At 53.5% G+C, this 24,937-nt stretch carries 23 protein-coding genes; 19 read left to right on the top strand and 4 right to left on the bottom strand.

Annotated features, from left to right (window positions below; genetic code table 11):
- Positions 1-8: 8 nt before the first annotated feature.
- Entirely contained in the window at positions 9-671 is a 663-nt protein-coding gene (gene fsa, locus ACMHLI_RS20845; RefSeq protein WP_413531130.1) for a fructose-6-phosphate aldolase, read from the top strand.
- A gap of 99 nt (positions 672-770) precedes the next feature.
- Here the strand turns inward: fsa and ACMHLI_RS20850 are convergent, their stop codons facing one another.
- Positions 771-1,598, bottom strand: a complete 828-nt coding sequence (locus tag ACMHLI_RS20850) for a dienelactone hydrolase family protein (protein WP_413531131.1) — start codon at positions 1,596-1,598, stop codon at positions 771-773.
- 158 nt (positions 1,599-1,756) lie between these two features.
- On the opposite strand from ACMHLI_RS20850, the gene katE reads away from it, so the two are divergent.
- The 11 genes from katE (at position 1,757) to tatD (ending at position 13,248) form a co-directional block, all read left to right on the top strand.
- Positions 1,757-4,039, top strand: a complete 2,283-nt coding sequence (gene katE, locus ACMHLI_RS20855; protein ID WP_413531132.1) for a catalase HPII — start codon at positions 1,757-1,759, stop codon at positions 4,037-4,039.
- Positions 4,040-4,294: 255 nt separating this feature from the next.
- The gene (udp, locus tag ACMHLI_RS20860) at positions 4,295-5,056 is read left to right on the top strand and encodes a uridine phosphorylase (RefSeq protein WP_112165624.1); all 762 of its coding nucleotides are present in this window, start codon (positions 4,295-4,297) and stop codon (positions 5,054-5,056) included.
- Positions 5,057-5,193: 137 nt separating this feature from the next.
- On the top strand, positions 5,194-5,742 hold the full coding sequence (locus tag ACMHLI_RS20865) for a DedA family protein (protein WP_413531133.1): 549 nt from the start codon (positions 5,194-5,196) through the stop codon (positions 5,740-5,742).
- 157 nt (positions 5,743-5,899) lie between these two features.
- Complete coding sequence (gene rmuC / locus ACMHLI_RS20870) at positions 5,900-7,420, top strand: DNA recombination protein RmuC (RefSeq protein ID WP_413531134.1); 1,521 nt, start codon at positions 5,900-5,902, stop codon at positions 7,418-7,420.
- Between the two features lie 153 nt (positions 7,421-7,573).
- Positions 7,574-8,329 carry a bifunctional demethylmenaquinone methyltransferase/2-methoxy-6-polyprenyl-1,4-benzoquinol methylase UbiE gene (gene ubiE / locus ACMHLI_RS20875; protein ID WP_112168235.1) on the top strand — a complete coding sequence of 252 codons (756 nt, stop codon included), beginning with the start codon at positions 7,574-7,576 and terminating at the stop codon, positions 8,327-8,329.
- 13 nt (positions 8,330-8,342) lie between these two features.
- Positions 8,343-8,951: a ubiquinone biosynthesis protein UbiJ gene (gene ubiJ / locus ACMHLI_RS20880; protein ID WP_413531150.1), complete on the top strand. Its 609-nt coding sequence runs from the start codon at positions 8,343-8,345 to the stop codon at positions 8,949-8,951.
- A complete protein-coding gene (ubiB, locus tag ACMHLI_RS20885; RefSeq protein ID WP_413531135.1) occupies positions 8,948-10,579 on the top strand; it encodes a ubiquinone biosynthesis regulatory protein kinase UbiB in 1,632 nt (543 codons plus the stop codon). The genes ubiJ and ubiB overlap by 4 nt, the downstream gene beginning before the upstream one ends.
- A gap of 86 nt (positions 10,580-10,665) precedes the next feature.
- Complete coding sequence (tatE, locus tag ACMHLI_RS20890) at positions 10,666-10,935, top strand: twin-arginine translocase subunit TatE (RefSeq protein ID WP_112168237.1); 270 nt, start codon at positions 10,666-10,668, stop codon at positions 10,933-10,935.
- Between the two features lie 3 nt (positions 10,936-10,938).
- The gene (gene tatB, locus ACMHLI_RS20895; protein WP_413531136.1) at positions 10,939-11,601 is read left to right on the top strand and encodes a Sec-independent protein translocase protein TatB; all 663 of its coding nucleotides are present in this window, start codon (positions 10,939-10,941) and stop codon (positions 11,599-11,601) included.
- A gap of 2 nt (positions 11,602-11,603) precedes the next feature.
- On the top strand, positions 11,604-12,371 hold the full coding sequence (tatC, locus tag ACMHLI_RS20900; RefSeq protein ID WP_413531137.1) for a Sec-independent protein translocase subunit TatC: 768 nt from the start codon (positions 11,604-11,606) through the stop codon (positions 12,369-12,371).
- Between the two features lie 88 nt (positions 12,372-12,459).
- Positions 12,460-13,248, top strand: coding sequence for a 3'-5' ssDNA/RNA exonuclease TatD (gene tatD, locus ACMHLI_RS20905; RefSeq protein ID WP_413531138.1), 789 nt, complete (start codon positions 12,460-12,462; stop codon positions 13,246-13,248).
- Between the two features lie 86 nt (positions 13,249-13,334).
- Here tatD and rfaH read toward each other — a convergent pair whose 3' ends face one another.
- A complete protein-coding gene (gene rfaH / locus ACMHLI_RS20910) occupies positions 13,335-13,823 on the bottom strand; it encodes a transcription/translation regulatory transformer protein RfaH (RefSeq protein WP_413531139.1) in 489 nt (162 codons plus the stop codon).
- A gap of 174 nt (positions 13,824-13,997) precedes the next feature.
- Between rfaH and pepE the strand changes: the two genes are divergently transcribed.
- From pepE to fre, 3 genes are all read left to right on the top strand, one after another.
- Entirely contained in the window at positions 13,998-14,723 is a 726-nt protein-coding gene (gene pepE, locus ACMHLI_RS20915; RefSeq protein WP_413531140.1) for a dipeptidase PepE, read from the top strand.
- A 167-nt stretch (positions 14,724-14,890) separates the two neighbouring features.
- On the top strand, positions 14,891-16,381 hold the full coding sequence (gene ubiD / locus ACMHLI_RS20920; RefSeq protein ID WP_413531141.1) for a 4-hydroxy-3-polyprenylbenzoate decarboxylase: 1,491 nt from the start codon (positions 14,891-14,893) through the stop codon (positions 16,379-16,381).
- 48 nt (positions 16,382-16,429) lie between these two features.
- Positions 16,430-17,131 carry an NAD(P)H-flavin reductase gene (fre, locus tag ACMHLI_RS20925; RefSeq protein ID WP_413531142.1) on the top strand — a complete coding sequence of 234 codons (702 nt, stop codon included), beginning with the start codon at positions 16,430-16,432 and terminating at the stop codon, positions 17,129-17,131.
- A gap of 134 nt (positions 17,132-17,265) precedes the next feature.
- Here the strand turns inward: fre and fadA are convergent, their stop codons facing one another.
- Positions 17,266-18,429 carry an acetyl-CoA C-acyltransferase FadA gene (gene fadA, locus ACMHLI_RS20930; RefSeq protein ID WP_413531143.1) on the bottom strand — a complete coding sequence of 388 codons (1,164 nt, stop codon included), beginning with the start codon at positions 18,427-18,429 and terminating at the stop codon, positions 17,266-17,268.
- Positions 18,430-18,440: 11 nt separating this feature from the next.
- Positions 18,441-20,633: a fatty acid oxidation complex subunit alpha FadB gene (gene fadB / locus ACMHLI_RS20935; protein ID WP_413531144.1), complete on the bottom strand. Its 2,193-nt coding sequence runs from the start codon at positions 20,631-20,633 to the stop codon at positions 18,441-18,443.
- 189 nt (positions 20,634-20,822) lie between these two features.
- Between fadB and pepQ the strand changes: the two genes are divergently transcribed.
- Genes pepQ through hemG form a run of 4 tightly spaced genes read left to right on the top strand, consistent with a single transcriptional unit; the run spans position 20,823 to position 24,815 of the window.
- Positions 20,823-22,154, top strand: coding sequence for a Xaa-Pro dipeptidase (gene pepQ, locus ACMHLI_RS20940; RefSeq protein ID WP_413531145.1), 1,332 nt, complete (start codon positions 20,823-20,825; stop codon positions 22,152-22,154).
- Positions 22,154-22,765 (top strand): IMPACT family protein, encoded by a 612-nt coding sequence (locus ACMHLI_RS20945; protein ID WP_413531146.1) that lies wholly within the window; start codon positions 22,154-22,156, stop codon positions 22,763-22,765. The genes pepQ and ACMHLI_RS20945 overlap by 1 nt, the downstream gene beginning before the upstream one ends.
- 37 nt (positions 22,766-22,802) lie before the next feature.
- Positions 22,803-24,254, top strand: coding sequence for a Trk system potassium transporter TrkH (trkH, locus tag ACMHLI_RS20950; protein ID WP_413531147.1), 1,452 nt, complete (start codon positions 22,803-22,805; stop codon positions 24,252-24,254).
- Between the two features lie 21 nt (positions 24,255-24,275).
- Positions 24,276-24,815, top strand: a complete 540-nt coding sequence (gene hemG, locus ACMHLI_RS20955) for a menaquinone-dependent protoporphyrinogen IX dehydrogenase (protein ID WP_413531148.1) — start codon at positions 24,276-24,278, stop codon at positions 24,813-24,815.
- Positions 24,816-24,937: the final 122 nt, after the last annotated feature.

Raw genomic sequence — 24,937 nt, forward strand, 5'->3', positions numbered from 1 at the left:
GAGATGGTATGGAACTCTATCTGGATACTGCTGATATCGGCGAGGTTAAACGTTTTTCGCGGATTTTACCGTTGCAGGGCGTAACCACTAATCCGAGCATTGTGGCGAAAGCACGTACCTCATTATGGGAAGTATTACCGGCACTGCGCGATGCGCTGGGCGGCGAAGGAAAACTGTTTGCACAGGTTTTGGCCAACCAGGCTGATCAGATGGTTGAAGAGGCGGAACTGCTGCATTCCCGCGTACCGGGACTGGTCGTCAAAGTGCCGGTCACTGCCGAAGGGCTGGCAGCGATGAAAATTCTGCGCACCCGCAAAATCCCGACGCTGGGCACTGCGGTGTACGGCGCAGGGCAGGGGCTGCTTTCGGCACTGGCGGGGGCGGAATATGTCGCGCCCTATGTGAACAGGCTGGATGCTCAGGGTGGAGACGGTATTGCGATGGTCACTGAGTTGCAGCAATTACTGACGCTGCATGCCCCGCACGCAAAAGTGCTGGCCGCCAGCTTTAAAACGCCGCGTCAGGCGCTGGCGTGCCTGCTGGCCGGATGTCAGTCGATCACGTTGCCGGTGGATGTGGCGGAGCAGTTTATCAGTGCGCCTGCGGTTCAGGCTGCGGTCGAAAAGTTTGAAGAAGACTGGCAGGGCGCGTTCGGGCGGCTGTCGCTGTAATCCTTCATTTTATTTTGATGAAAGTATTTCAGGTAAATGGCCCGGCAGGGAAATCTGTCGGGCCATTTCTGTTTCAGCCAATGATGCCTGCTAACGCGATTATTTCACACCGTAGTGCGCGAAGAATTCCAGCATCCGTTTCCAGCCATCGGCTGCGGCTTCCGCGTTATAGCTCGGGCGATAATCGGCGTTAAATGCGTGCCCGGCCTCGGGATACACCACGATTTCCGCATCAGCATTGGCGGCGCGAATGGCCTGACGCATGGTTTCAATCGTTTCCTGCGGAATGCTGGAGTCCTGCCCGCCGTACAATCCAAGCACTGGCGCATCAAGAGCGGCAGCGCGGTCTACTGGATTCGACGGGCTGGTCAGCGTTTTATCGCCCACCAGTTTGCCATACCACGCCACACCGGCTTTCAGCTGCGGGTTGTGCGCCGCATAAAGCCAGGTGATCCGCCCACCCCAGCAGAAACCCGTAATGCCTAATTTTGAGATATCGCCGCCGTGCTGCGACGCCCAGTGGGCCGCGTGGTCAAGATCGGAAAGTACCTGCTGATCCGGCACTTTACTGACCAGATTAGCAAATAACTCGCTGATTTCATTGTAATCGCGCGGATCTCCTTGACGGAAATACAGTTCGGGGGCGATCGCCAGATAGCCCTGCTTTGCCAGACGGCGACAAACATCCTGAATGTGTTCGTGTACGCCAAAAATCTCCTGCACCACCAGAACGATAGGTAATTTACCGGTGAATTGCTCCGGACGGGCGAGATAGGCGGGCAGATCTTCTCCCTGCGAAGGGATGGTGGTCTGTCCGGCGTGCAGGCCGTCGGTATCCGTGTGGATTGTCGTTTCAGCAACCGGCGTCACGGCCGGTGCAAAGCTGGTCGGAGCCTGTTTCAGGGGGAGGATTTCATCATTTTTCATTGGAGTCTCCATACAGAAAATTTGCGCTTTGGATTAAAACTATAGCCGGAAAGCGGCAACAGCAAGGCGCAAGAGATGTTCTATAGTTAAAAGTTAGTCAGGAAAACTGTCACGGAAGACCCATGGAACGTCCGAAACTTAAGTAGGAGTCTTGTGCAATGTCGAAATTACCTTCAAAAAAAACCAAGAAAAGTGAGTCACTACCGGTAAGCCGCGCCCCCGCCACGGGCATTAAATCCACCCAACCTGGCCTGGGAGACTTAGCTCCCACCGATCGCGCTTATCAGCCTTCGCCGCAACCGACGCCGCCCGGAAAAGAGCCAACCGCCTCCGGCAGTGCCAAAAGTCCGCAGAATACTAACGCCAAGCTCGATGCGCTTGAGCGACATCGTAAAAATGGTGAAAAACAGCCGCTGACCACCAATCAGGGGACGAAAATCTCTGATGATCAAAACTCGCTGAAAGCCGGAAGCCGTGGCCCGACTCTGCTGGAAGATTTCATTCTGCGCGAGAAAATCACCCATTTTGACCACGAGCGTATTCCCGAACGTATCGTTCATGCGCGAGGTGCTGCGGCCCACGGCTATTTTCAGCCTTACCGCAGCATGAAATCTGTCACCAAAGCCAGTTTCCTCTCTGACCCGAAAAAGCAGACTCCTGTGTTTGTGCGCTTTTCTACTGTGCAGGGTTCGCGAGGTTCTGCGGATTCCGTCCGTGATATTCGCGGCTGGGCGACCAAGTTTTATACCGATGAAGGTATTTACGATTTGGTCGGTAACAACACGCCGGTCTTCTTTATTCAGGACGCTCACAAGTTCCCGGATTTTGTGCATGCCGTAAAACCTGAACCGCATAATGAAATTCCGCAGGGCGCCAGCGCGCACGATTCCTTCTGGGATTACGTTTCCCTGCAACCTGAAACCTTGCATAACGTGTTCTGGGCGATGTCTGACCGTGGCATTCCGCGCAGTTACCGCACGATGGAAGGTTTCGGCATCCACACATTTCGCTTTGTGAATGCCAAAGGAAAATCCACCTTCGTTCGTTTTCACTGGAAACCGCTGGCGGGTAAAGCCTCGCTGTTGTGGGATGAAGCGCAGAAACTGGCCGGGAAAGATGCGGATTTTCACCGCCGTGACCTGTGGGAATCCATCGAAGCTGGCGATTACCCGGAGTATGAACTGGGCGTTCAGTTGATCCCCGAAGAGGACGAATTCAAATTTGATTTCGATTTGCTCGACCCGACCAAACTGATCCCGGAAAAACTGGTGCCGGTGCAGCTCATCGGCAAGATGGTGCTTAACCGTAACCCTGATAACTACTTTGCGGAAACCGAACAGGTCGCGTTCCATCCGGGGCACGTGGTGCCGGGCATCGATTTCACTAACGATCCGTTGTTACAGGGCCGACTTTTCTCCTACACCGATACGCAGATAAGCCGTCTGGGCGGACCGAATTTCCACGAAATCCCGATTAACCGACCGACCTGCCCATACCATAACTTCCAGCGTGACGGTATGCACCGTCAGGATGTAGATACCAATCCGGCAAACTACGAGCCGAATTCTATCAACAATAACTGGCCGCGAGAAACGCCTCCGGCCGCATCGGGTGGCGGTTTCGAAAGTTATCCTGAGCGAATTGATGCGGCAAAAGTACGCCAGCGCAGCGAGTCGTTTGCTGAGTTTTATGCGCAACCCCGCCTGTTCTGGCTGAGTCAGACGCCAACCGAGCAGGATCACATTGCCGGGGCGTTCTCGTTTGAATTATCCAAAGTTGCCCGGCCTTATATCCGCGAGCGCGTGGTGGATTTGCTGGCACGTGTCGATCAGTCTCTGGCACAGAAGGTGGCGAAAAACGTCGGGGTGACGCTTTCAGCAGACACGCTGAAAATTAAACCCCCAAAACCGGTGAATGGTCTGGACAGCGATCCGTCGCTCAGCCTGTATGCCAGCGGTAAAGGGGTGATTAAAGGGCGACAGGTTGCGCTGCTGCTGGGCGACGGCGTTCATGCGGCCGATGTTCTGGAAACCTTGCAGGCGCTTCAGGCTGCGGGCGTTCATCCTAAACTACTGGCCAGCCATCTGGGGACGGTGACCGCCGATGATGGCTCGACGTTACCGATTGACGCGACGTTTGCCGGTTCGCCGTCAATCACCGTTGATGCTGTGATAGTGCCGCACGGACATATCGATGCGTTGCTGATGAGCGGGGATGCACGTCATTTCGTTCTTGAAGCCTATAAACATCTGAAAGTTATCGGCCTGAGCGGAGACGCGCGCCGCTTTAAATCACTTCTGGGGCTGAAGGATGATGTCAAAGAAGAGGGGATTATCGAAGGCGAAAAAGCCGAAGGTGCGCTGCTGAAGGCATTCCTGAAAGATTTGGCGAAGCACCGGATCTGGTCACGCAGCGCTGCAGCTGACGCCGTTCCCGCCTGATTTACGGCAAATATCCATGCAGACAGAGCCCCTCACGGGGCAATGTCTGCTTTTTTATGTCTCTACTGGAGGCATCACGTATAAAATTTCCTCTTTAGCGGCATAATTTGTGATGAGAATCACAAATTAAATGTATGCGTTGTTCTTGTTGTTACATCATAGTGACGACCGTCACGAAATAGCGTCACAATGTTCAGTACAGTTGCCGGGTGTTCCTCCTGCCAATAATTGACCTTACACACAGAGGAGTTTGTTATGTCTCAGCCTGAAGTTTTCCACCTTGGCCTGACCAAAAAAGATTTAAACGGTGCGACGCTGGCGATTGTTCCCGGCGACCCTGAGCGCGTGGAGAAGATTGCCAAACTGATGGAAAACCCGGTTCGCCTGGCTTCCCACCGCGAATTTACATCATGGCGCGCTGAGCTTGACGGCAAATCTGTGATCGTCTGCTCAACCGGTATCGGTGGCCCGTCAACGTCTATCGCAGTCGAGGAGCTGGCACAGCTCGGTATCCGCACCTTCCTGCGCGTTGGTACTACGGGTGCCATCCAGCCGCATATCAGCGTTGGCGACGTTTTGGTGACGACCGCAGCTGTGCGCCTTGACGGGGCTAGCCTGCACTTTGCACCGATGGAATTCCCGGCAGTGGCCGATTTCGCCTGTACTACAGCGCTGGTCGCTGCGGCAGAAGCCGTGGGCGCACAAACACATATCGGCGTAACTGCCTCTTCCGACACCTTCTATCCGGGTCAGGAGCGTTATGATACTTACTCCGGCCGTGTTGTTCGTCGTTTCAAAGAATCGATGAAAGAGTGGCAGGAAATGGGCGTGATGAACTACGAAATGGAATCTGCCACCTTGCTGACCATGTGCGCAAGTCAGGGTCTGCGTGCAGGTATGGTTGCCGGTGTCATTGTGAACCGCACGCAGCAGGAAATTCCTAACGCGGAAACCATGAAAAAGACCGAAAGCCATGCAGTGAAGATTGTCGTCGAAGCCGCACGCCGCCTGATTTAATTTTTACAAAATCAGAACAACACATCACATCTATGGGCTGCCTCCGGCGGCCCATTTTTTTGTCCATTTCAAAGGATCTGTTAAGGTCAGGTTTGTAGTGAGTCTGGAATAATCCCTTTCATTACGCCTCCGATTCCATGAAACAAGGAACTGCATTTTTGACTGTTAACGAGATTCTGGATTACACCACCACGTTTATTCGCGCACATCAGGTGTGGGCTGCGCCCATCGTTTTCTTTCTGGCATTCGGTGAATCACTGGCCTTTCTTTCGCTGCTCCTTCCCGCGACTTTTATTTTGCTCGGGCTCGGCGCGCTGATTGGCGAAACCGGTATCCCTTTCTGGCCCATTTGGGCAGCGGCAGCGGCCGGTGCGTTCCTGGGCGACTGGCTGTCGTACTGGGTCGGTTCCCATTATCAGGATCGTGTCGGCAACTTCTGGCCGTTCTCCCGTCATCCGCAAATGCTTGTACGTGGTCACGCTTTTTTTGATAAATGGGGCATGCCGGGCGCGTTTATTGGTCGCTTCTTTGGCCCGCTTCGTGCTGTCGTCCCGTTAGTCGCGGGTATCTGTGGTATGCCGCAAAAGTACTTCCAGATTGCCAATATCACTTCCGCGCTGATCTGGGCCTTCGGTATTCTGGCGCCCGGCGCCTTTGGCATTCAATGGCTCAGCCGCTGGTTTTAAATCCTGCTCTCTGTGAATGACTGCCGCAAGGGGGAAAGCGCAGGGAAATTTCTTTTTGGAAGACATCCCGCAAAGCCCTAATGCAACAGAAAATAGACTGGACATCCATACAGCCTGCTATTACCGTGACCGCAGATGACTTTAAGAAGGAAAACGCGTGGATATCAGCATTCTGACGGCCCTTGGCGCGGGGTTAATCGGCTTGTTAGTAGGCTGGCTGGTGGCCAGTTTACGGCAGCAGCAACAGCAGACTGAGTTCGAGACTCAGCGCCGTTTGCTTGAGCAATCTCTTGAGCAGCTGAAGGGCGAAAATGACGCGCTGAAAGGCGAACGGCAGGCCTCGTTGCAGCAAATCCGTGAAGCTGAACTGGAGTTACGGAAGCTTCACAGCATGCAGGCGGCCAGCCAGGAAAAACTGCAACTGCTGACGCATTGGCAAAACGAATGTGAACAGCTTAATCAGGAGCTGCGAGCGCAACGTGAAATCAACAGCGCACAGGAAGCCGAGTTACGCGAGGTGTCGACCCGTCTGGATGAAACACGTATGGCCGCCGAAGATAAGCAGCGGCTGCTGATCAACAGCGAACAGCGTCTGAGCAGCCAGTTTGAAAATCTCGCGAACCGGATCTTCGAACAAAACGGCCGTCGCGCCGACGAACAGAACAAACAAAGCCTCGATAAACTATTGTTGCCGCTCCGCGAGCAACTGGATGGTTTCCGTCGTCAGGTGCAGGACAGCTTCGGGCAGGAGGCACGTGAGCGACATACGCTGGCGCACGAGATCCGCAATCTGCAGCAGCTTAATGTTGAAATGGCGCGTGAAGCCGTCAACCTCACCAAAGCGCTGAAAGGTGATAATAAGACGCAGGGAAACTGGGGCGAGGTGGTGCTGAGCCGTGTGCTGGAAGCCTCCGGTCTGCGTGAGGGATACGAATACCAGACGCAGGTTAGCGTTCAGGTGGACAGTAACAGCCGGATGCAGCCGGACGTGGTGGTACGTCTGCCGCAGAATAAAGACGTGGTGATCGACGCGAAAATGACGCTGGTGGCCTACGAACGTTACTTCAACAGTGAAGACGACAGCGAGCGTGAGCTGGCGCTCAGCGAACATATCGCGTCGGTGCGCGGGCATATTCGCTTGCTGGGGCGCAAAGATTATCAGCAGCTTCCGGGTCTTCGCAGCCTCGATTATGTGCTGATGTTTATTCCCGTTGAGCCTGCTTTTCTATTGGCCATCGACCGTGAACCCGAATTGATCAGCGAAGCGCTCCGTCACAATATTATGCTGGTCAGCCCGACGACTCTGCTGGTCGCATTACGTACCATCAGCAACTTGTGGCGCTATGAGCATCAGAGTCAGAATGCCAAACGTATTGCCGATCGCGCCGCCCGCCTGTATGACAAACTGCGTCTGTTCGTCGACGATATGGAGTCGATGGGTCAAAGTCTGGATAAAGCGCAGGGAAGTTATCGTTCCGCAATGAATAAACTCTCGCAAGGGCGTGGTAATCTCATTGGGCAGGTAGAAAGTTTCCGCGCGCTGGGCGTTGAAGTTAAACGGCCGATCAGCCCATCTCTGGCCGAGATGGCAAAAGCGGAAAACGAACCTGAATATACCGCATCTCTACCCGACACCTCTGATGCGGAAGAAGAACCGACGTTGAACCCGAACGAATGATGACGATAGGCTAGCGGCACCCTGTTTTCACAGATTTTATGATTCAACCGATGAATCTTTGCAACATGTTGAATCAGCATCGGTGATGGGGCTTTCTAACGGGTTCTGATACACTTCTCCCCAAGAGTTTGACTGAAAAAGCAGGCATATAAAATGGAAAAGCAGACGCAGGAAACTACGCATTTTGGTTTTCGCACGGTAGCTAAAGATGACAAACAGGGGATGGTGGCAGATGTCTTCCATTCCGTGGCGGCAAAATATGACCTGATGAATGACCTGATGTCTTTCGGTATTCATCGTATCTGGAAACGTTTCACCATTGATTGCAGCGGTGTTCGCCGTGGTCAGCGTGTGCTGGATCTGGCTGGCGGTACCGGTGATTTGACCGCAAAATTCTCCAGACTGGTCGGCGAGACTGGCGAAGTCGTTCTGGCGGATATCAACGACTCCATGCTGAAAATGGGGCGTGAAAAACTGCGGAACCTCGGCATTGTGGGTAATGTCAGCTACGTTCAGGCCAACGCCGAAGCGCTGCCTTTCCCGGATAATTACTTTGACTGCATCACTATTTCTTTCGGGCTGCGTAACGTTACTGAAAAAGAAAAAGCGCTGCGCTCTATGTACCGTGTGCTTAAGCCGGGTGGCCGTTTGCTGGTGCTGGAGTTCTCCAAGCCGCAGTTGAAACCGCTCAGCAAAGCGTACGATACCTATTCCTTCCATATTTTGCCGCGTATTGGCGAGCTGGTTGCGCAAGATGCTGAAAGCTATCGCTATCTGGCTGAATCCATCCGTATGCATCCGGATCAGGAAACGCTGAAAGGCATGATGGGCGATGCCGGTTTTGAGAATGTGATTTATCACAATCTGACCGGTGGCATCGTTGCACTGCATCGGGGTTTCAAATTCTGATATGAGTATGCCGATGTTGTTAACGCCGCTACTGACTGCCGCCATCGAGACGCCGCTTAATTACCTGCTTTTCAGAGATCGCAGCATGAAGGCGGCGCGTACGCGTCTGGCTGGTAAAGTTCTGCGCGTCGAGTTGCAGGAACTGAGCGCTCCGCTGACGTTTGTCTTCAGCGAGCAGAAAATTGATGTCCTCGGACAATGGGATGGCGTGGCAGATTGTACCGTTACGTCAAAACTCTCCGTTCTGCATAAGCTGCGCGATCGTCAGAAGTTATCACCGCTCATGCGCAGCGGTGAGCTGGTGGTCGACGGCGATATTTCTGTGGTTCAGCAGTTGGTTGCGCTGCTGGATATGGCCGAGTGGGAGCCAGCCGAATTGCTGGCACCCTATGTCGGCGATATCGCAGCCCAAGGGTTAAGCCAGGCAGTGCAGGGCGGTTTCCGTTTCTTGCAAAAAGGGCTGAAACATCAGCAAAACTACGTGGCGCAAACGCTGACCGAAGAGTGGAAGATGGCTCCTGGTCCGCTGGAGGTGGTGTGGTTTAGCGATGAAGTCTCCGCACTGGTGCGGGAACTGGATGCTCTTGATAAACGCCTCGAAAAACTGGAGGGCAAACCGTGACGCCAAGGGAAATGCGACGTTTATACCTGATTATCCGCATGTTTCTTATCTACGGCCTTGACGAGCTAATCCCTAAAATCCGTTTAACGCTGCCATTGCGCATGGGCCGTTATCTGTTTTTCTGGTTGCCACATGGTCATAAAGAAAAGCCGTTGGGTGAGCGCATGCGACTCGCGCTGGAAGAACTCGGTCCGGTATGGATAAAGTTCGGGCAGATGATGTCTACGCGCCGCGATCTCTTCCCGCCACACATTGCCGACCAACTGGCCCTGCTTCAGGATCACGTTCCGCCTTTTGATGGCGCACTGGCACGTCAGCAAATAGATACCGCCTTGGGTGGCCCGCTGGAAAACTGGTTTGATGAATTCGACCAGACGCCGCTGGCTTCCGCCTCTATCGCCCAGGTGCATACGGCGGTTCTGAAAGAGAACGGTAAGCCTGTAGTACTCAAGGTGATCCGCCCTGACATCTTACCGACCATCAAAGCTGATATCCGTCTGATGTCGCGCCTTGCCGGTTGGGTGCCGATCTTGTTGCCTGATGGCCGCCGTCTGCGCCCGCGTGAAGTGGTTCGTGAATATGAAAAAACGTTGCTTGATGAGCTGAATTTGCTGCGCGAAGCGGCAAATGCTATCCAGTTGCGTCGCAATTTTGAAGGCAGCCCGATGCTGTATGTGCCGGAAGTGTATCCGGACTACTGCAGCGAGCGCCTGATGGTGATGGAACGGATTTACGGCATCCCGGTTTCCGATGTTGAAGCGCTGCAAAAGCAGGGCACCAACATGAAGCTGCTGGCTGAGCGTGGTGTTCAGGTCTTTTTCACGCAGGTTTTCCGCGACAGTTTCTTCCATGCCGACATGCACCCCGGTAATATTTTCGTCAGCTACGAAACGCCTGAAGATCCTTGCTACATAGGCATCGATTGCGGCATAGTTGGTTCACTGAACAAAGAAGATAAGCGCTATCTGGCTGAAAATTTCATCGCTTTCTTCAACCGCGATTATCGTAAAGTGGCTGAACTGCACGTCGACTCCGGTTGGGTTCCGCGCGATACCAATGTTGAAGATTTTGAATTTGCTATCCGGACCGTGTGCGAACCGATTTTTGAAAAGCCTCTGGCCGAGATTTCCTTCGGTAACGTGTTGTTAAATCTGTTTAATACTGCGCGCCGCTTTAATATGGAAGTCCAGCCTCAGCTGGTATTACTGCAAAAAACGCTGTTGTACGTCGAAGGTCTGGGGCGTCAGCTGTATCCGCAACTGGATTTGTGGACCACGGCAAAACCTTTCCTGGAAAGCTGGGTTCGCGATCAGGTGGGTCTGCCTGCCATGATCCGTGCATTAAAAGAGCGTGCCCCATTCTGGGTTGAGAAACTGCCTGAATTACCCGATCTGGTTTACCAGAGTCTGCAACAACACAAACTGTTGCAGTACAACATCGAAAAGCTTTCATCCCAGATGCACAACCAGAGTTCCCGTCAGGGTCAATCTCGTTATCTTTTGGGTATAGGGGCGACACTGTTATTAAGTGGAACTCTATTGTTGTTAGGCAACGTCGAGGTTTATCCGGCGTGTCTGATAACGGCGGGTGTCGTTTCCTGGCTGATCGGCTGGAAGCGCGCCAGTTAACACACTGTTAAAATCGAATCGTTTTAAATTGAATGCCGTTTTCCAACGGCAATGAATGTCGTTCCTTCCTATTTGAGGTGAAAATAATGGGTGGTATTAGTATTACTAAGATCCTGATTCTCGTGGTGCTTGTCGTGTTGCTGTTTGGTACGAAGAAACTGCGTGGTCTGGGTGCTGATCTGGGTGCTTCCATCAAAGGCTTCAAAAAGGCCATGAGTGATGATGATAGCCAGTCAAAAACAAACAAAGACGCTGACATAACGCCAACTGATGCTGATTTCGCTGCCAAGTCTATTGAAGGCAAGCCAGACGCTAAAGCAGAAGATACCAAGAGCCAAAACAAAGAGCAGGTATAAGCCGTGTTCGATATTGGATTTAGTGAACTGCTGCTGGTATTGGTGATTGGCCTGGTTGTCCTCGGGCCGGAGCGTTTACCTGTAGCAGTCAGAACAGTAGCAGGCTGGATCCGTACGCTTCGCGCTATGGCTGCTTCGGTACAGAGCGAGCTGTCGCAGGAGCTGAAACTTCAGGAGCTGCAAGATAGCCTGAAGAAAGCCGAAGAAGCGGGTCTGAAGAATTTAACGCCGGAAATCAAAGCGTCGATGGACGAGCTGAAAGAAGCAGCAGAATCCATGAAGCAATCTATCAATTCAGGGCTGAATCCTGCTGACAAAGCAATGGAAGAGGCGAAAGCGGAAGGTAATACCATCCACAATCCTGTGATAGATGATGCAGAAGCGCATCACGATGCGGGCATCTCCCCGGCTACGGCGGATAATGTAGCCTCCGCGCCGGTTGCGGCACCGCAAAGTGCGGTTGATGCTGCACTGGCTTCGAACAGGACGGCCCATGCCGCTGCTGCACAGGCCGAGATGCTGGCAGCCACCGCAGAACCTGTCATCACTGAACCTTCGGTGGCCACGGCACCTGTGACCAAACCTGTTGCCGTTGAAGCACCCGTTGTTGAACCTACTGCGCCGGAAAAACCGGTTTCACTCACTAAACCGACGGGCGAGCGCTAAACATGGCTGTTGAAGATACCCAACCGCTTATCAGCCATCTGATTGAGCTGCGTAAGCGACTACTGAACGCCATTCTTTGTATCTTAGTGGTGTTCCTGGCACTGGTTTATTTTGCCAATGACATCTATCAGCTGGTGGCTTCGCCGTTGATCGAACAAATGCCTCTAGGCGCGAGCATGATTGCGACCGACGTCGCCTCACCGTTCTTTACGCCTATCAAGCTGACAATGATTGTCTCGGTATTTGTTTCCGCACCGTTTATTTTGTATCAGGTCTGGGCGTTCGTCGCGCCTGCCCTGTACAAGCATGAACGCCGTCTGATGATGCCGCTGCTGTTTTCCAGTTCCGCACTGTTTTACCTTGGCGTGGCATTTGCCTACTTCGTGGTGTTCCCGCTGGCGTTTGCTTTCTTTGCGAAAACCGCTCCGGCAGGCGTGCAGATTGCAACAGACATTAACAACTATCTCGATTTCGTGATGGCGTTGTTTATGGCGTTTGGCGTCTCCTTCGAAGTGCCGATTGCAATCGTTCTGCTGTGCTGGAGTGGCGTCACCACGCCAGAAGACCTCAAGAAAAAACGTCCGTATGTGCTGGTTGGAGCGTTTGTGGTCGGGATGTTATTAACACCGCCGGATGTGTTCTCCCAGACATTGCTGGCGATCCCGATGTATCTGCTGTTCGAAATCGGCGTATTCTTTGCCCGTTTCTATGTGGGTGGACGGCGTCGTGCGGATGTAGATAAAGAGAATGATCAGGGTGAAGCTGAGTAATCTCTCAGTCGTTTCTGACGTGTTAATTAGAACGTGATAAATCGAAATCAAACCGCCCGGAAGGGCGGTTTCTGTTTCAGGACTGCGTATGTTTGAAATTGGTATTAACCTCACCAGTAATCAGTTTGATAAAGATCGTCCCCAGGTGGTGGAAAGAGCCCGTGCAGCAGGTCTGAGCGGCATGCTGATCACCGGAACTTGCGCACATGAAAGTGTGGAAGCGCAGAGAATGGCGGCAGAGCATCCTGATTTTTGCTGGTCAACGGCGGGAGTGCATCCGCATCAGGCAAGTGGCTGGAATGCAGAGGTTGAGCTGACGATCCGCCGGCTGGCTGCCATGCCGCAGGTTGTCGCTATCGGCGAATGTGGTCTGGATTTCAACCGCAATTTTTCCCCCGCTGATCAGCAGGAAGCGGCGTTTACCGCGCAGCTCGGGTTGGCAGCAGAGCTGCAGTTGCCGGTTTTTTTACACTGTCGCGATGCTGGCGAGCGTTTTGCTGCGCTGCTGGAACCCTGGTTGTCGAAATTACCAGGCGGCGTCGTTCACTGTTTTACCGGCACGCAGCATGAGCTTGAGCTGTATCTGTCTCTTGGCCTGTCAATCGGGATTACCGGATGGGTTTGCGATGAACGTCGCGGGCTGGAACTGCGTGAGATGTTGCCGCTGATCCCGGCAGAGCGGTTAATGCTGGAAACGGATGCACCGTATTTGTTGCCGCGCGATATGGAAAACAAGCCGAAGAACCGGCGCAATGAACCGGCATTTTTGCCGCACATTGTGAATCAGGTCGCATTGTGGCGTGGAGAAGATCCGCAGTGGCTGGCTGATATCACTGACGATAATGCACGTAAGATGTTCGCTCTGTCTGCGCGTTAAGTGCGCGAAATGATAATTGCCTGAATTGAAAAAGCACCGGATAACGGTGCTTTTTCAATTCATAGAGCACAGCCAGGAAAGGCCACTCAGATTTTCTGGAAATGCGTGTTATCGATGCTCTGCCGCACGGGCTGATTGATGAGGTTGAGCATCAGCAGCGAACGGGCTTCGCCGTCAGGTTCGGTGTAGATAGCCTCGAGGCCTTCGAACACGCCTTCGGTGATCATCACCACGTCGCCTTCATACGGCGTTTCAGGATCGCGAAGTTCTATGGTTGGCGGTTCCATCAGCTGTTTTATCACGTCGGGTTGAACCGTCGCCAGTTTGGGTCCGAAGCGGATAAAATGGCTGACGCCACGTGTGGCGCTGATCGTCGTGGTATGTATCCGTTCCGGGTCAAACTCAATGAACATGTAATTCGGGAACATGGGTTCGCTGACGGAAGAACGGCGTCCGCGCACCATTTTTTCCAGGGTGATCATTGGCGTCAGGCAATTAACCTGCTGGCGCTCAAGGTGTTCTTTGGCGCGGAGCAGCTGACCGCGTTTGCAATAGAGTAAGTACCAGGATTCCATAGTTTCCCACATTAAAGCGTTGATTCTGGCAGCATAGCAAAAGCCGCCCCTGATATACAGGCAGTGAGAATCAGTGCAGACGTTTGCTGATTGTCGGCCGGTTATCTTTTATTATCGAAGAAAAGTGCACACTTATCCCCTTATCTTCATCTTATTACAGTCAGGAGAAGCGTCATGGAGCTGTTCTTACTGAGCAACGGTAAGCTTTCCGGTGAATCAGAATTACTGGGTTATGCGAAAGAGCGTATTCAGGCGGTGCTAAAATCCCGCGCGATCACCTCCGCCGTCCTTATCCCTTACGCGTTGATCCGCAGTGATTACGACGAACGCGCGATGGCGCTTTCTGAAGCGCTGGGTATCGAAGTCACCAGTATTCATCACGCTGATAACCCGGCAGATGCCATTGCCAGCGCGCAATGTATTTTGATTAGCGGCGGCAATACCTGGATGCTCAATCAGCTATTGCACGAAAACAGCCTGATTGTTCCCATTCAGCGCGCCGTGCGTGAACGCAATGTCCCTTATATCGGCTGGAGCGCAGGTTGTAACGTCGCAACGCCAAGTATTCGTACCACTAATGATATGCCTGTGCGTAACTCCGTGGTGCTGCCGTCTCTTGGTCTGTTCCCAGTGCAAATCAATCCGCATTACATCGACGCACACTTAAGCGGCCATATGGGGGAAACCCGTGACGAGCGTATTGCCGAATTCTGTGCGGTGAACCCGTCTGAGTCAGTGATTGCGCTGCGCGAAGGCAGTTTGCTGCAAGTGTCGGGTAATGAGCTGAGTTACTTCAGCGCTAAAGATCAAGGCTTTAAAGTCTTCCGTCATGGTCAGGATATTCAGGAATATCAGGACACGCAGGCGTTGAGCGGGCTGGTTCCTTTTAACTGCCGGTGATCCGCTGAACGAAACGCGATTTGCGCACCGTCAGACCAACAGCCTCGGCTTCTGACGGTTACACTGCCTTTTCATTATTGGTGTTTACCAGCTGGTAACAAAAAAGCAGCAACAACTTAGGAGAGGCTCTATAATGCTTTCCTTCAACCCGGCGACTCAGAATCAGCATGAAATACCGTGATTTACGTGACTTCCTCTCGTTACTTGAAAAGAGAGGCCAACTGAAACGCATTACCCAGTCTGTCGATCCTTATTTGGAAATGACCGAAATTGCTGACCGTACCCTGCGTGCGGGCGGCCCGGCACTGTTGTTCGAAAATCCAAAGGGTTATGACATGCCGGTGCTATGTAATTTATTCGGCACACCTGAACGTGTGGCGATGGGCATGGGCAAGGAAGACGTCAGTGCGTTACGTGAAGTCGGTGAACTGCTGGCGTTTCTGAAAGAACCTGAGCCGCCGCGCGGTTTGCGCGATTTGTACGACAAAGCACCGAAGTTTAAGCAGGTGCTGAATATGCCGACCAAAGTGCTGCATTCTGCACCTTGTCAGCAGGAAATCTGGGAGGGCGACGAGGTGGATATCACCCGTATTCCGGTGATGCAGTGCTGGCCGGAAGATGCCGCGCCGCTGATCACCTGGGGCCTGACCGTCACTCGTGGCCCCGACAAGCCACGTCAGAATCTGGGCATTTATCGCCAGCAGGTTCTGGGTAAAAATAAAGTCATCATGCGCTGGTTGTCTCATCGCGGCGGTGCGCTGGATTTCCAGGAGTGGTGCCAGAAGCATCCGGGGAAGCGTTTCCCCGTTGCCGTGGCGCTGGGTGCCGATCCGGCAACCATTCTGGGGGCGGTAACGCCGGTGCCGGATTCGCTGTCTGAATACGCGTTTGCCGGTTTGCTGCGTGGCAATAAAACCGAAGTGGTGAAGTGTATTTCCAACGATCTCGAAGTGCCCGCCAGCGCAGAAATTGTGCTTGAAGGGTATATCGAACCGGGTGAAATGGCGCCGGAAGGGCCTTATGGCGACCACACAGGCTACTATAATGAAGTGGACAGCTTCCCGGTCTTCACGATTACGCACATGACGCAGCGTAAAGATCCTATTTATCATTCGACCTACACCGGCCGTCCGCCGGATGAGCCGGCGATACTGGGCGTGGCGCTGAATGAAGTCTTTGTGCCGATCCTGAAGAAACAATTCCCGGAAATTGTTGATTTTTATCTGCCACCGGAGGGTTGCTCCTACCGTATGGCTGTCGTTACCATGAAGAAACAATATCCCGGTCATGCGAAGCGCGTGATGATGGGAGTCTGGTCATTCCTGCGTCAGTTCATGTACACCAAGTTTGTGATTGTGTGTGATGACGATGTGAATGCCCGTGACTGGAACGACGTGATTTGGGCGATTACCACCCGCATGGATCCTGCCAGGGATACGGTGCTGGTAGAAAATACGCCAATTGATTATCTCGACTTTGCCTCTCCGGTCTCGGGCCTTGGTTCGAAAATGGGGATGGACGCGACCAACAAATGGCCGGGTGAAACGCAGCGTGAGTGGGGGCGTCCGATTGTGAAGGATCCTGCCGTCACCGCCCGTATCGACGCCATCTGGGATGAGCTCGCTATTCTTAATGATAAAGACGATGCGAAGAATTAATCGACGCCTGGTCCTACGCTTTGCTTTGATGACCCACAGAGGGAACGCATGACAACATTGAGCTGTAAAGTGACCTCGGTAGAGGCGATTACCGATACTGTGTATCGGGTCCGGCTTTTACCGGAAGCGCCTTTCTCGTTCCGCGCGGGTCAGTATCTGATGGTTGTGATGGACGAGCGCGATAAGCGTCCGTTCTCACTGGCCTCGACGCCTGCGGAACACAACGTGATCGAGTTGCACATTGGCGCGTCCGAGCTGAACCTGTACGCGATGGCAGTGATGGATCGCATTCTGAAAGAGCAGTCGATTACCGTGGATATTCCTCACGGCGACGCATGGCTGCGCGAAGAAGGCCAGCGTCCGCTGGTGCTTATCGCAGGCGGTACCGGTTTCTCCTACGTGCGTTCGATTCTGATCACCGCACTGGAGCAGCAGCCTCATCGCGACATTTCGATCTACTGGGGTGGGCGCGAGCTTAAGCACCTTTATGATCTGGGTGAGCTGGAAGCGCTGAGCATTCATCACCCGAATCTGAAAGTGATCCCGGTGGTGGAACAGCCTGAAGACGGCTGGCAGGGCAGAAGCGGTACCGTACTGAGTGCGGTATTGCAGGATTTTTCCTCTCTGGCGGAACACGATATTTATATCGCCGGACGTTTTGAGATGGCGAAGATTGCCCGTGAGCGTTTTGTTTCAGAGCGCGGCGCACTGGAAGACCGTTTATTTGGTGACGCATTCTCTTTCATTTGATTTGAGCAGTGCGTCGCAAGTCGTGAAAAAGCCCGCCCCTGACAGGCGGGAAAACGGCAACTAAAACGGATGAGATGAGATGTATCAAAAGCGGGCTGAGATGCCCGCTTTTTCTTTTTGCAGATGACGGAAAATCAGATGCGTTCAAACACGGTCGCGATACCCTGACCTAAACCGATACACATGGTGGCGACACCAAACTGCACATCGCGGCCTTCCATCAGGTTCAGCAGGGTTGTGGAAATACGTGAACCCGAACATCCCAGCGGATGTCCCAGGGCAATTGCGCCGCCGTTGAGATTAACGCGCTCTTCCATGGTTTCCAGCAAACCCAAATCTTTCACGCACGGCAGAGCCTGAGCGGCAAACGCTTCATTGAGTTCGAACAGGCCGATATCCTCAACGCTTAGCCCGGCGCGTTTAAGCGCCAGTCGCGTGGCAGGAACCGGGCCGTAACCCATAATCGACGGATCGCAGCCGACCACCGCCATCGCACGAATCCGTGCGCGGGCTTTCAGGCCGAGTGATTTCGCGTGGGATTCGCTCATCAGCAGCATTGCCGAAGCGCCGTCGGAGAGTGCCGATGAGGTCCCTGCGGTAACGGTGCCGTTAACCGGGTCGAATGCCGGACGCAGCGCGGACAGCGTCGCGACCGTGGTTTCCGGGCGGATGACTTCGTCAAAATCATAACGGGTCAGTACGCCTTCTGCGTTGTGGCCTTCGGTCGGGACAATTTCTTTAGCAAAGTGACCGGCAAGCGTCGCGGCATGAGCCCGCTGGTGCGAACGCGCAGCGAATTCATCCTGCATTTCACGGCTGATGTGGTGCATTTTCGCCAGCATTTCGGCGGTCAGCCCCATCATTCCCGCTGCTTTCGCCACGGTTTTGCTCAGGCCTGGATGAAAATCCACGCCGTGATTCATCGGCACGTGGCCCATATGTTCCACGCCACCAATCAAACTGACCTGTGCATCACCGACCATAATGGCGCGTGCCGCGTCATGCAGTGCCTGCATCGACGAGCCGCACAGACGGTTCACGGTGGTAGCCGGTACGCTGTGAGGGATCTCCGCCAGCAAGGCCGCGTTGCGCGCAATGTTGAAGCCCTGCTCCAGCGTCTGCTGAACGCAGCCCCAGTAGATATCATCAATATCTTTGGCATTCAGCGCCGGATTGCGCGCCAGTACGGCACGCATCAGATGCGCGGATAAATCTTCAGCCCTGACGTGGCGGAATGCGCCGCCTTTCGAACGACCCATCGGCGTGCGGACTGCATCAACTATGACTACGTTTTCCATGATTTCGGTCCTTATGCCTGATTACCGGTGCTGATGTTTTCCAGCGGAGCCGCAACCGGGTAGTAACTTTCATTGGTTTGCGCTTTGGCGCGAAGCCCGTCCGGTGCCTGATACATCGGCCCCAGGTGCGCGTATTGTTCGGTCATTTTGAGATATTCTGCCGTACCGATCGTATCGAGATAACGGAACGGGCCGCCGTGGAACGGAGGGAAACCGATGCCGTACACCAGCGCCATATCCGCTTCGGCAGGGCTTGCGATGATGCCTTCTTCGAAGCAGCGCACCACTTCGTTAATCATCGGGATCATCATGCGGGCGATGATGTCCTGCGGTGAGAAGTCAGCGTGGGCCGGTTTGAGATTTTCAGCCAGCAGGCTGAGCGCCTGTTCATCCACTTCTTTACGCGGTTTACCTTTGCTGTCTTCGCTGTAACGGTAGAAACCCAGCTGATTTTTTTGGCCAAAACGGTGGTTATCGAACAAGACGTCCACGGCGTCACGGTAGTCTCGCGCCATACGCTGCGGGAATCCGGCCGCCATGACCGCCTGCGCGTGATGCGCGGTATCGATACCGACCACGTCCAGCAGATATGCCGGGCCCATCGGCCAGCCGAACTGTTTTTCCATCACTTTGTCGATCTGGCGGAAATCTGCGCCATCACGTAGCAGTAAACTAAAGCCGGAGAAGTACGGGAACAGTACGCGGTTGACGAAAAATCCCGGGCAGTCGTTGACCACAATCGGCGTTTTACCCATGGTCAGCGCGTAAGAGACGATTCGCGACAGCGTTTTATCTGAGGTTTTCGCGCCACGAACAATTTCCACCAGCGGCATACGATGTACCGGGTTGAAGAAGTGCATGCCGCAGAAGTTTTCCGGGCGTTTTAGCGAGGAAGCCAACTGATCGATAGGAATGGTTGATGTGTTTGAGGCCAGAACAGTATCGGCGTCGAGTAACGATTCGGCTTCGGCCAGCACTGCGGCTTTCACTTTTGGATTTTCCACTACGGCTTCGACTACCACGTTGGCGCGTTCGATACCGCTGTAATCCAGCGTCGGGTGAATGGTCGAGAGCACTTTCGCCATCTTCAGTCCGTCGAGTTTTCCGCGCTCGAGTTGTTTGTTGAGCAACTTGGCCGCTTCGTTCATGCCAAGCGTCAGGGACTGGTCATTAATGTCTTTCATAATAACCGGCACACCTTTCAGCGCGGACTGGTAAGCGATTCCGCCACCCATAATGCCTGCGCCCAGCACGGCAGCCTGCACCGGTTTTTCGCTGTTATGCGCCAGTTTTTTGGCTTTGGCTTTGACGAACTGATCGTTAAGGAAAATGCTGACCAGCGCGCGCGCCTCTTTTGACTGCGCGAGGGGGACAAAGCTGGCGGTTTCCAGTTTAAGAGCTTCGTCGCGGCCAAGGCGCGCGGCGGCTTCGATGGTTTTGACCGCAGTCATCGGTGCCGGATAGTGTTTGCCTGCATTCTGCATGACCATGCTTTTCGCCACGCTGAAACTCATTGCCGCTTCGATCTGGCTGAGTTTGAGCGGCAGGCGTTTCGGGTCACGGCGGCTTTGCCATTCCAGTTTGCCGTCAACCGCTTGTCTGAGCATGGAGATCCCTGCGTCGCGCAGCGTATCGGCATCAACCACCGCATCGACCAACCCGACTTTCAGCGCTTCTTTCCCGCTGATATTTTTACCTGCGGCGATAATTTCCAGGGCGCTGTCGGTACCAATCAGGCGCGGTAAACGAACGGAACCGCCGAAGCCCGGCATAATCCCTAAACTGGTTTCTGGCAAACCAATGCGCGCGTCGGCGGTGCTGATCCTAAAATCAGTTGCCAGCACGCATTCGCAGCCGCCGCCCAGCGCATAACCGCTAATGGCAGAAAGCGTCGGCACCGGTAAATCTTCCAGCCGGTTAAAAATGCTGTTGGCAAAATTCAGCCACTCATGCAGTTTCTCCGCTGGCGCGTTGAACAGGGACAAAAATTCAGTGATGTCGGCACCGACAATAAAAGCCGGTTTCGCTGAGCTGAGCAGCAACCCTTTCAGGTCAGACTGCTTTTCGAGTACCGCAATCGCCTCGCCTAAGCTGGCGACCGTTTGGGTATCAAGCTTATTCACCGAACCTGGAGCGTCGAACACCAGCTCCGCGATACCGCCGTCGAGCCAGTGCAGGTGTAATGTTTCGCCTTGGTAAAGCATGTGTCTCTCCTGAATCATCTGGGATGATCTGGTATGACCAGATGCTTTCGAGTGTGGTTATTATGTTAATAATTTGCAAATGAGATGTGTTTTATTTGCAGGCAAGATCACAAACCTTCCGGGACTATGGCAGGCGTGAGGCTGTGATAAGATGCTGCATCGTCTTTCCGGTGAAAAAAGGACAGTTGGATGGAATCGCTTACTACGCTTTATAAAGAACATATCGCCACGTTGCAGTCGCGTGCCCGCGAAATTCTGCAACGTTCTCAGCTTGATGCGTTACTCATTCACTCTGGTGAACTGATAACGACCTTCCTTGATGACCACAGTTATCCCTTCAAAGTGAATCCGCAGTTTAAAGCCTGGGTGCCGGTCACCAAAGTGCCGAACTGCTGGTTGTGGGTCGACGGTGTAAATGCGCCAAAGCTGTGGTTCTATTCGCCGGTGGATTACTGGCACAGCCATGAGCCGCTGCCGGATTCGTTCTGGACCAAAGAGGTCGTCATTACGCCGCTGGCCAATGTCGATGATATCAAAGGTCAACTGCCGGTGGATTTGAAGCGCGTAGGTTATATCGGTTCAAGCCAAGATCGCGCTATCAGCATGGGCGTGCCCGCAGCTAATGTGAACCCGAAAGCGGTGCTGGATTTCCTGCATTATCATCGTTCGTACAAAACCGGCTATGAGCTGGCCTGTATGCGTGAAGCGCAGAAAGTGGCAGTCAGCGGGCATCGTGCGGCGAAGGAAGCGTTCCTGTCCGGCATGAGCGAGTTTGATATCAATCTGGCGTATCTCACCGCCACTGGCCACCGCGATACCGATGTGCCGTATGACAACATTGTCGCGCTGAACGAACATGCTTCCGTGCTGCATTACACCACCCTTGATAACCAGCCGCCGTCCGAGATGCGCAGCTTCCTGCTGGATGCCGGTGCGGAGTACAACGGTTATGCTGCTGACCTTACCCGCACCTATGCCGGAAAACCGGACAGTGATTTCGGTGCGCTGGTAAAAGATCTCAATACCGAGCAACTGGCTTTAATTGACTCGATTAAGTCTGGCGTGCGCTATACCGACTATCATGTTCAGATGCATCACCGTATCGCCAAACTATTGAAAGCGCACAAGCTGGTGCTGGATATCAGTGAAGACGCGATGGTTGAACAAAATCTGACCGGCCCATTCCTGCCGCATGGTCTTGGGCATCCGCTGGGATTGCAGGTGCATGACGTCGCTGGCTTTATGCAGGACGATAAAGGTACCCATCAGGCTGCGCCTTCACAGTATCCGTATCTGCGTTGCACCCGCGTGATTGAGCCTGGAATGGTGCTGACCATCGAACCGGGTTTGTATTTCATCGATTCGCTGCTAACACCGTTGCGCGAAGGGCAGTTCAGTAAGCACTTTGCCTGGGATCGCATTGAGGCGATGAAGCCGTTTGGCGGGATCCGTATCGAGGACAACATTGTTATCCACGATAACCGTATCGAAAACATGACCCGCGATCTGAAGCTGGCCTGATGCAGCCGTATCCCGTTCCTGCTGAGTCTGTCACTTTCAGTGAGGAGATAAAGAAGAGCCGCTTCATTACCTTCCTGGCAAGAACAGAAGGCGTTGAAGCGGCGAAAGCGTTTATTCAGGACGTCAGGCATCAGCATCCGGCAGCGCGTCATCACTGCTGGGCGTTTGTGGCGGGTGCGCCGGATGATTCGCAACAGCTGGGTTTTTCTGATGATGGCGAACCGGCAGGTACCGCGGGCAAACCCATCCTCAGTCAGCTGATGGGAAGCGGGATCGGGGAGATCACGGCCGTCGTCGTGCGGTATTACGGCGGTATCATGCTGGGCACCGGCGGATTGGTGAAAGCCTACGGCGGCGGTATTCAGCACGCATTAAAACAACTTACCGTGCAGCAAAAAGTTCCGCTGGCAGAATTCGCGGTGCAGTGTGATTACAGCCAGTTACAGCTGGTGGAAACGCTGCTTTCGCAAGTCGGCGGGCATATTTTACGCAGTGAATTTGGCGCTGCGGTCGATCTCGTTCTGGCGCTGCCCGCGGCGGATGCAACAGTAACGGTCAGTCATCTGTTCGATATCAGCCGTGGCACGCTCATTCTGCGTCCGGTTTCTTAATTTTTTCTATGGTTAATTCGCTGAGGAACGCACCAGCATGCATTTTCGTGCCATAACACGCATCGTAGGGGTGCTTGTCATCCTGTTTTCCGGAACGATGATTATTCCCGGTCTGGTCGCTCTTATTTACCGGGACGGCGCGGGACGTGCGTTCAGCCAGACGTTCTTCGTCGCCCTGGCGATTGGACTTTTCCTCTGGCTTCCCAATCGAAAGCAAAAGAGTGAGCTGAAGCCGCGCGAAGGTTTTCTCATCGTGGTTCTGTTCTGGACTGTGCTGGGCAGCGTCGGGGCATTGCCCTTTCTGTTCTCTGAACGGCCGAATCTCTCACTCACCGATGCGTTCTTTGAATCTTTCTCAGGCCTGACGACTACCGGTGCGACTACGTTGGTCGGGCTGGACTCCCTACCGAAAGCGATTCTGTTCTACCGGCAAATGCTGCAGTGGTTTGGCGGTATGGGGATCATTGTGCTCGCCGTAGCAATCTTGCCGATATTGGGCGTGGGCGGGATGCAGCTGTATCGCGCTGAAATGCCCGGGCCGCTGAAAGATAATAAGATGCGCCCGCGTATTGCTGAAACCGCAAAAACCTTGTGGTTGATCTATGTGTTGCTGACCATCGCCTGCGCATTGTCGTTATGGGGCGCAGGGATGTCAGTCTTTGACGCCATCGGGCACAGCTTCTCGACTATTGCCATCGGTGGCTTCTCGACGCATGACGCCAGCATTGGTTATTTCCACAGCGGCACCATTAACAGCATTATCGCTGTGTTCTTGCTTATCTCCGGCTGTAACTATGGTCTGCATTTCGCAATGCTGAGTGGCCGTAACCTGAAGGTGTACTGGCGCGATCCGGAATTCCGTATGTTCATCGGTGTGCAGTTTACGCTGGTGGTCATCTGCACGATTGTTCTGTGGATCCACAACGTCTACGGTTCCGGGCTGGAGACAATTAATCAGGCGTTTTTCCAGGTGGTATCAATGGCCACCACGGCGGGTTACACCACAGACAGTATTTCAAAGTGGCCGCTGTTCCTGCCTCTTCTATTATTATGTTCTGCGTTTATCGGCGGCTGTGCCGGTTCGACCGGCGGCGGCCTGAAGGTTATCCGTATCCTGCTGTTGTATTTACAGGGCTCGCGCGAACTGAAAAGGTTGGTGCATCCCAATGCGGTTTACACCATCAAACTGGGTAACCGCGCGCTGCCAGAACGTATCATCGAAGCTGTATGGGGATTTTTCTCGGCCTATGCCCTGGTGTTTATTGTCAGCATGCTGGCGATTGTTGCGACTGGCGTGGATAACTTCTCGGCATTCGCCGCTGTTACGGCCACCCTTAATAACCTGGGGCCAGGGCTGGGCGTTGTCGCCGATAACTTTGCGTCCATGAATTCCGTGGCGAAATGGATCCTGATCGTCACCATGCTGTTTGGTCGTCTAGAGGTCTTCACACTATTAGTACTGTTTACGCCGACGTTCTGGCGCGAATAAGTTTTGGAAAGGGAAACAAGAATGAAAGCGTTGATACTCTACTCAAGCCGTGACGGGCAGACCCATGCCATTTCTTCTTATATTGCCAGTGAGCTGAAAGAGAAGTGCAGCTGCGATGTCATCGATCTGGCACACGCTGAGCATGTGGATTTGAAAAGCTATGACCAGGTGATGATTGGCGCGTCTATCCGTTATGGTCACTTTAATGCAGTGCTGGATAAATTCGTGAAGAAGCACGCCGAGACTCTTAACCAGATGCCATCGGCCTTCTTTGGTGTCAACCTCACCGCCCGTAAGCCTGAGAAGCGCAGCCCGCAGACCAATGCCTATGTGCGCAAGTTCCTGCTGAGCTCGCCGTGGGAACCGGCAATCTGTGGCGTCTTCGCTGGTGCGCTGCGTTATCCGCGTTATCGCTGGTTCGATAAGGTTATGATCCAACTTATTATGCGTATGACAGGCGGCGAAACGGATACCAGTAAAGAAGTGGAATACACAGACTGGCAGCAGGTGGCTAAATTCGCTGAGGATTTTGGGCTGATTTCGTATAAAAAATCGCTGTAATGCGGGCTTTATAAACGTTTAGACCAAAAAGGCAGCATTCAGAAAGTTTTTTTAAATTAAGGGTTGCGACCTTCTGAGAACTCCCTATAATGCGCCTCCACTGACCGGGAACAACGACTGAG

Origin of the sequence: Rahnella inusitata, from assembly GCF_965118895.1 — a bacterium.
Lineage (GTDB): Bacteria > Pseudomonadota > Gammaproteobacteria > Enterobacterales > Enterobacteriaceae > Rahnella > Rahnella inusitata_A.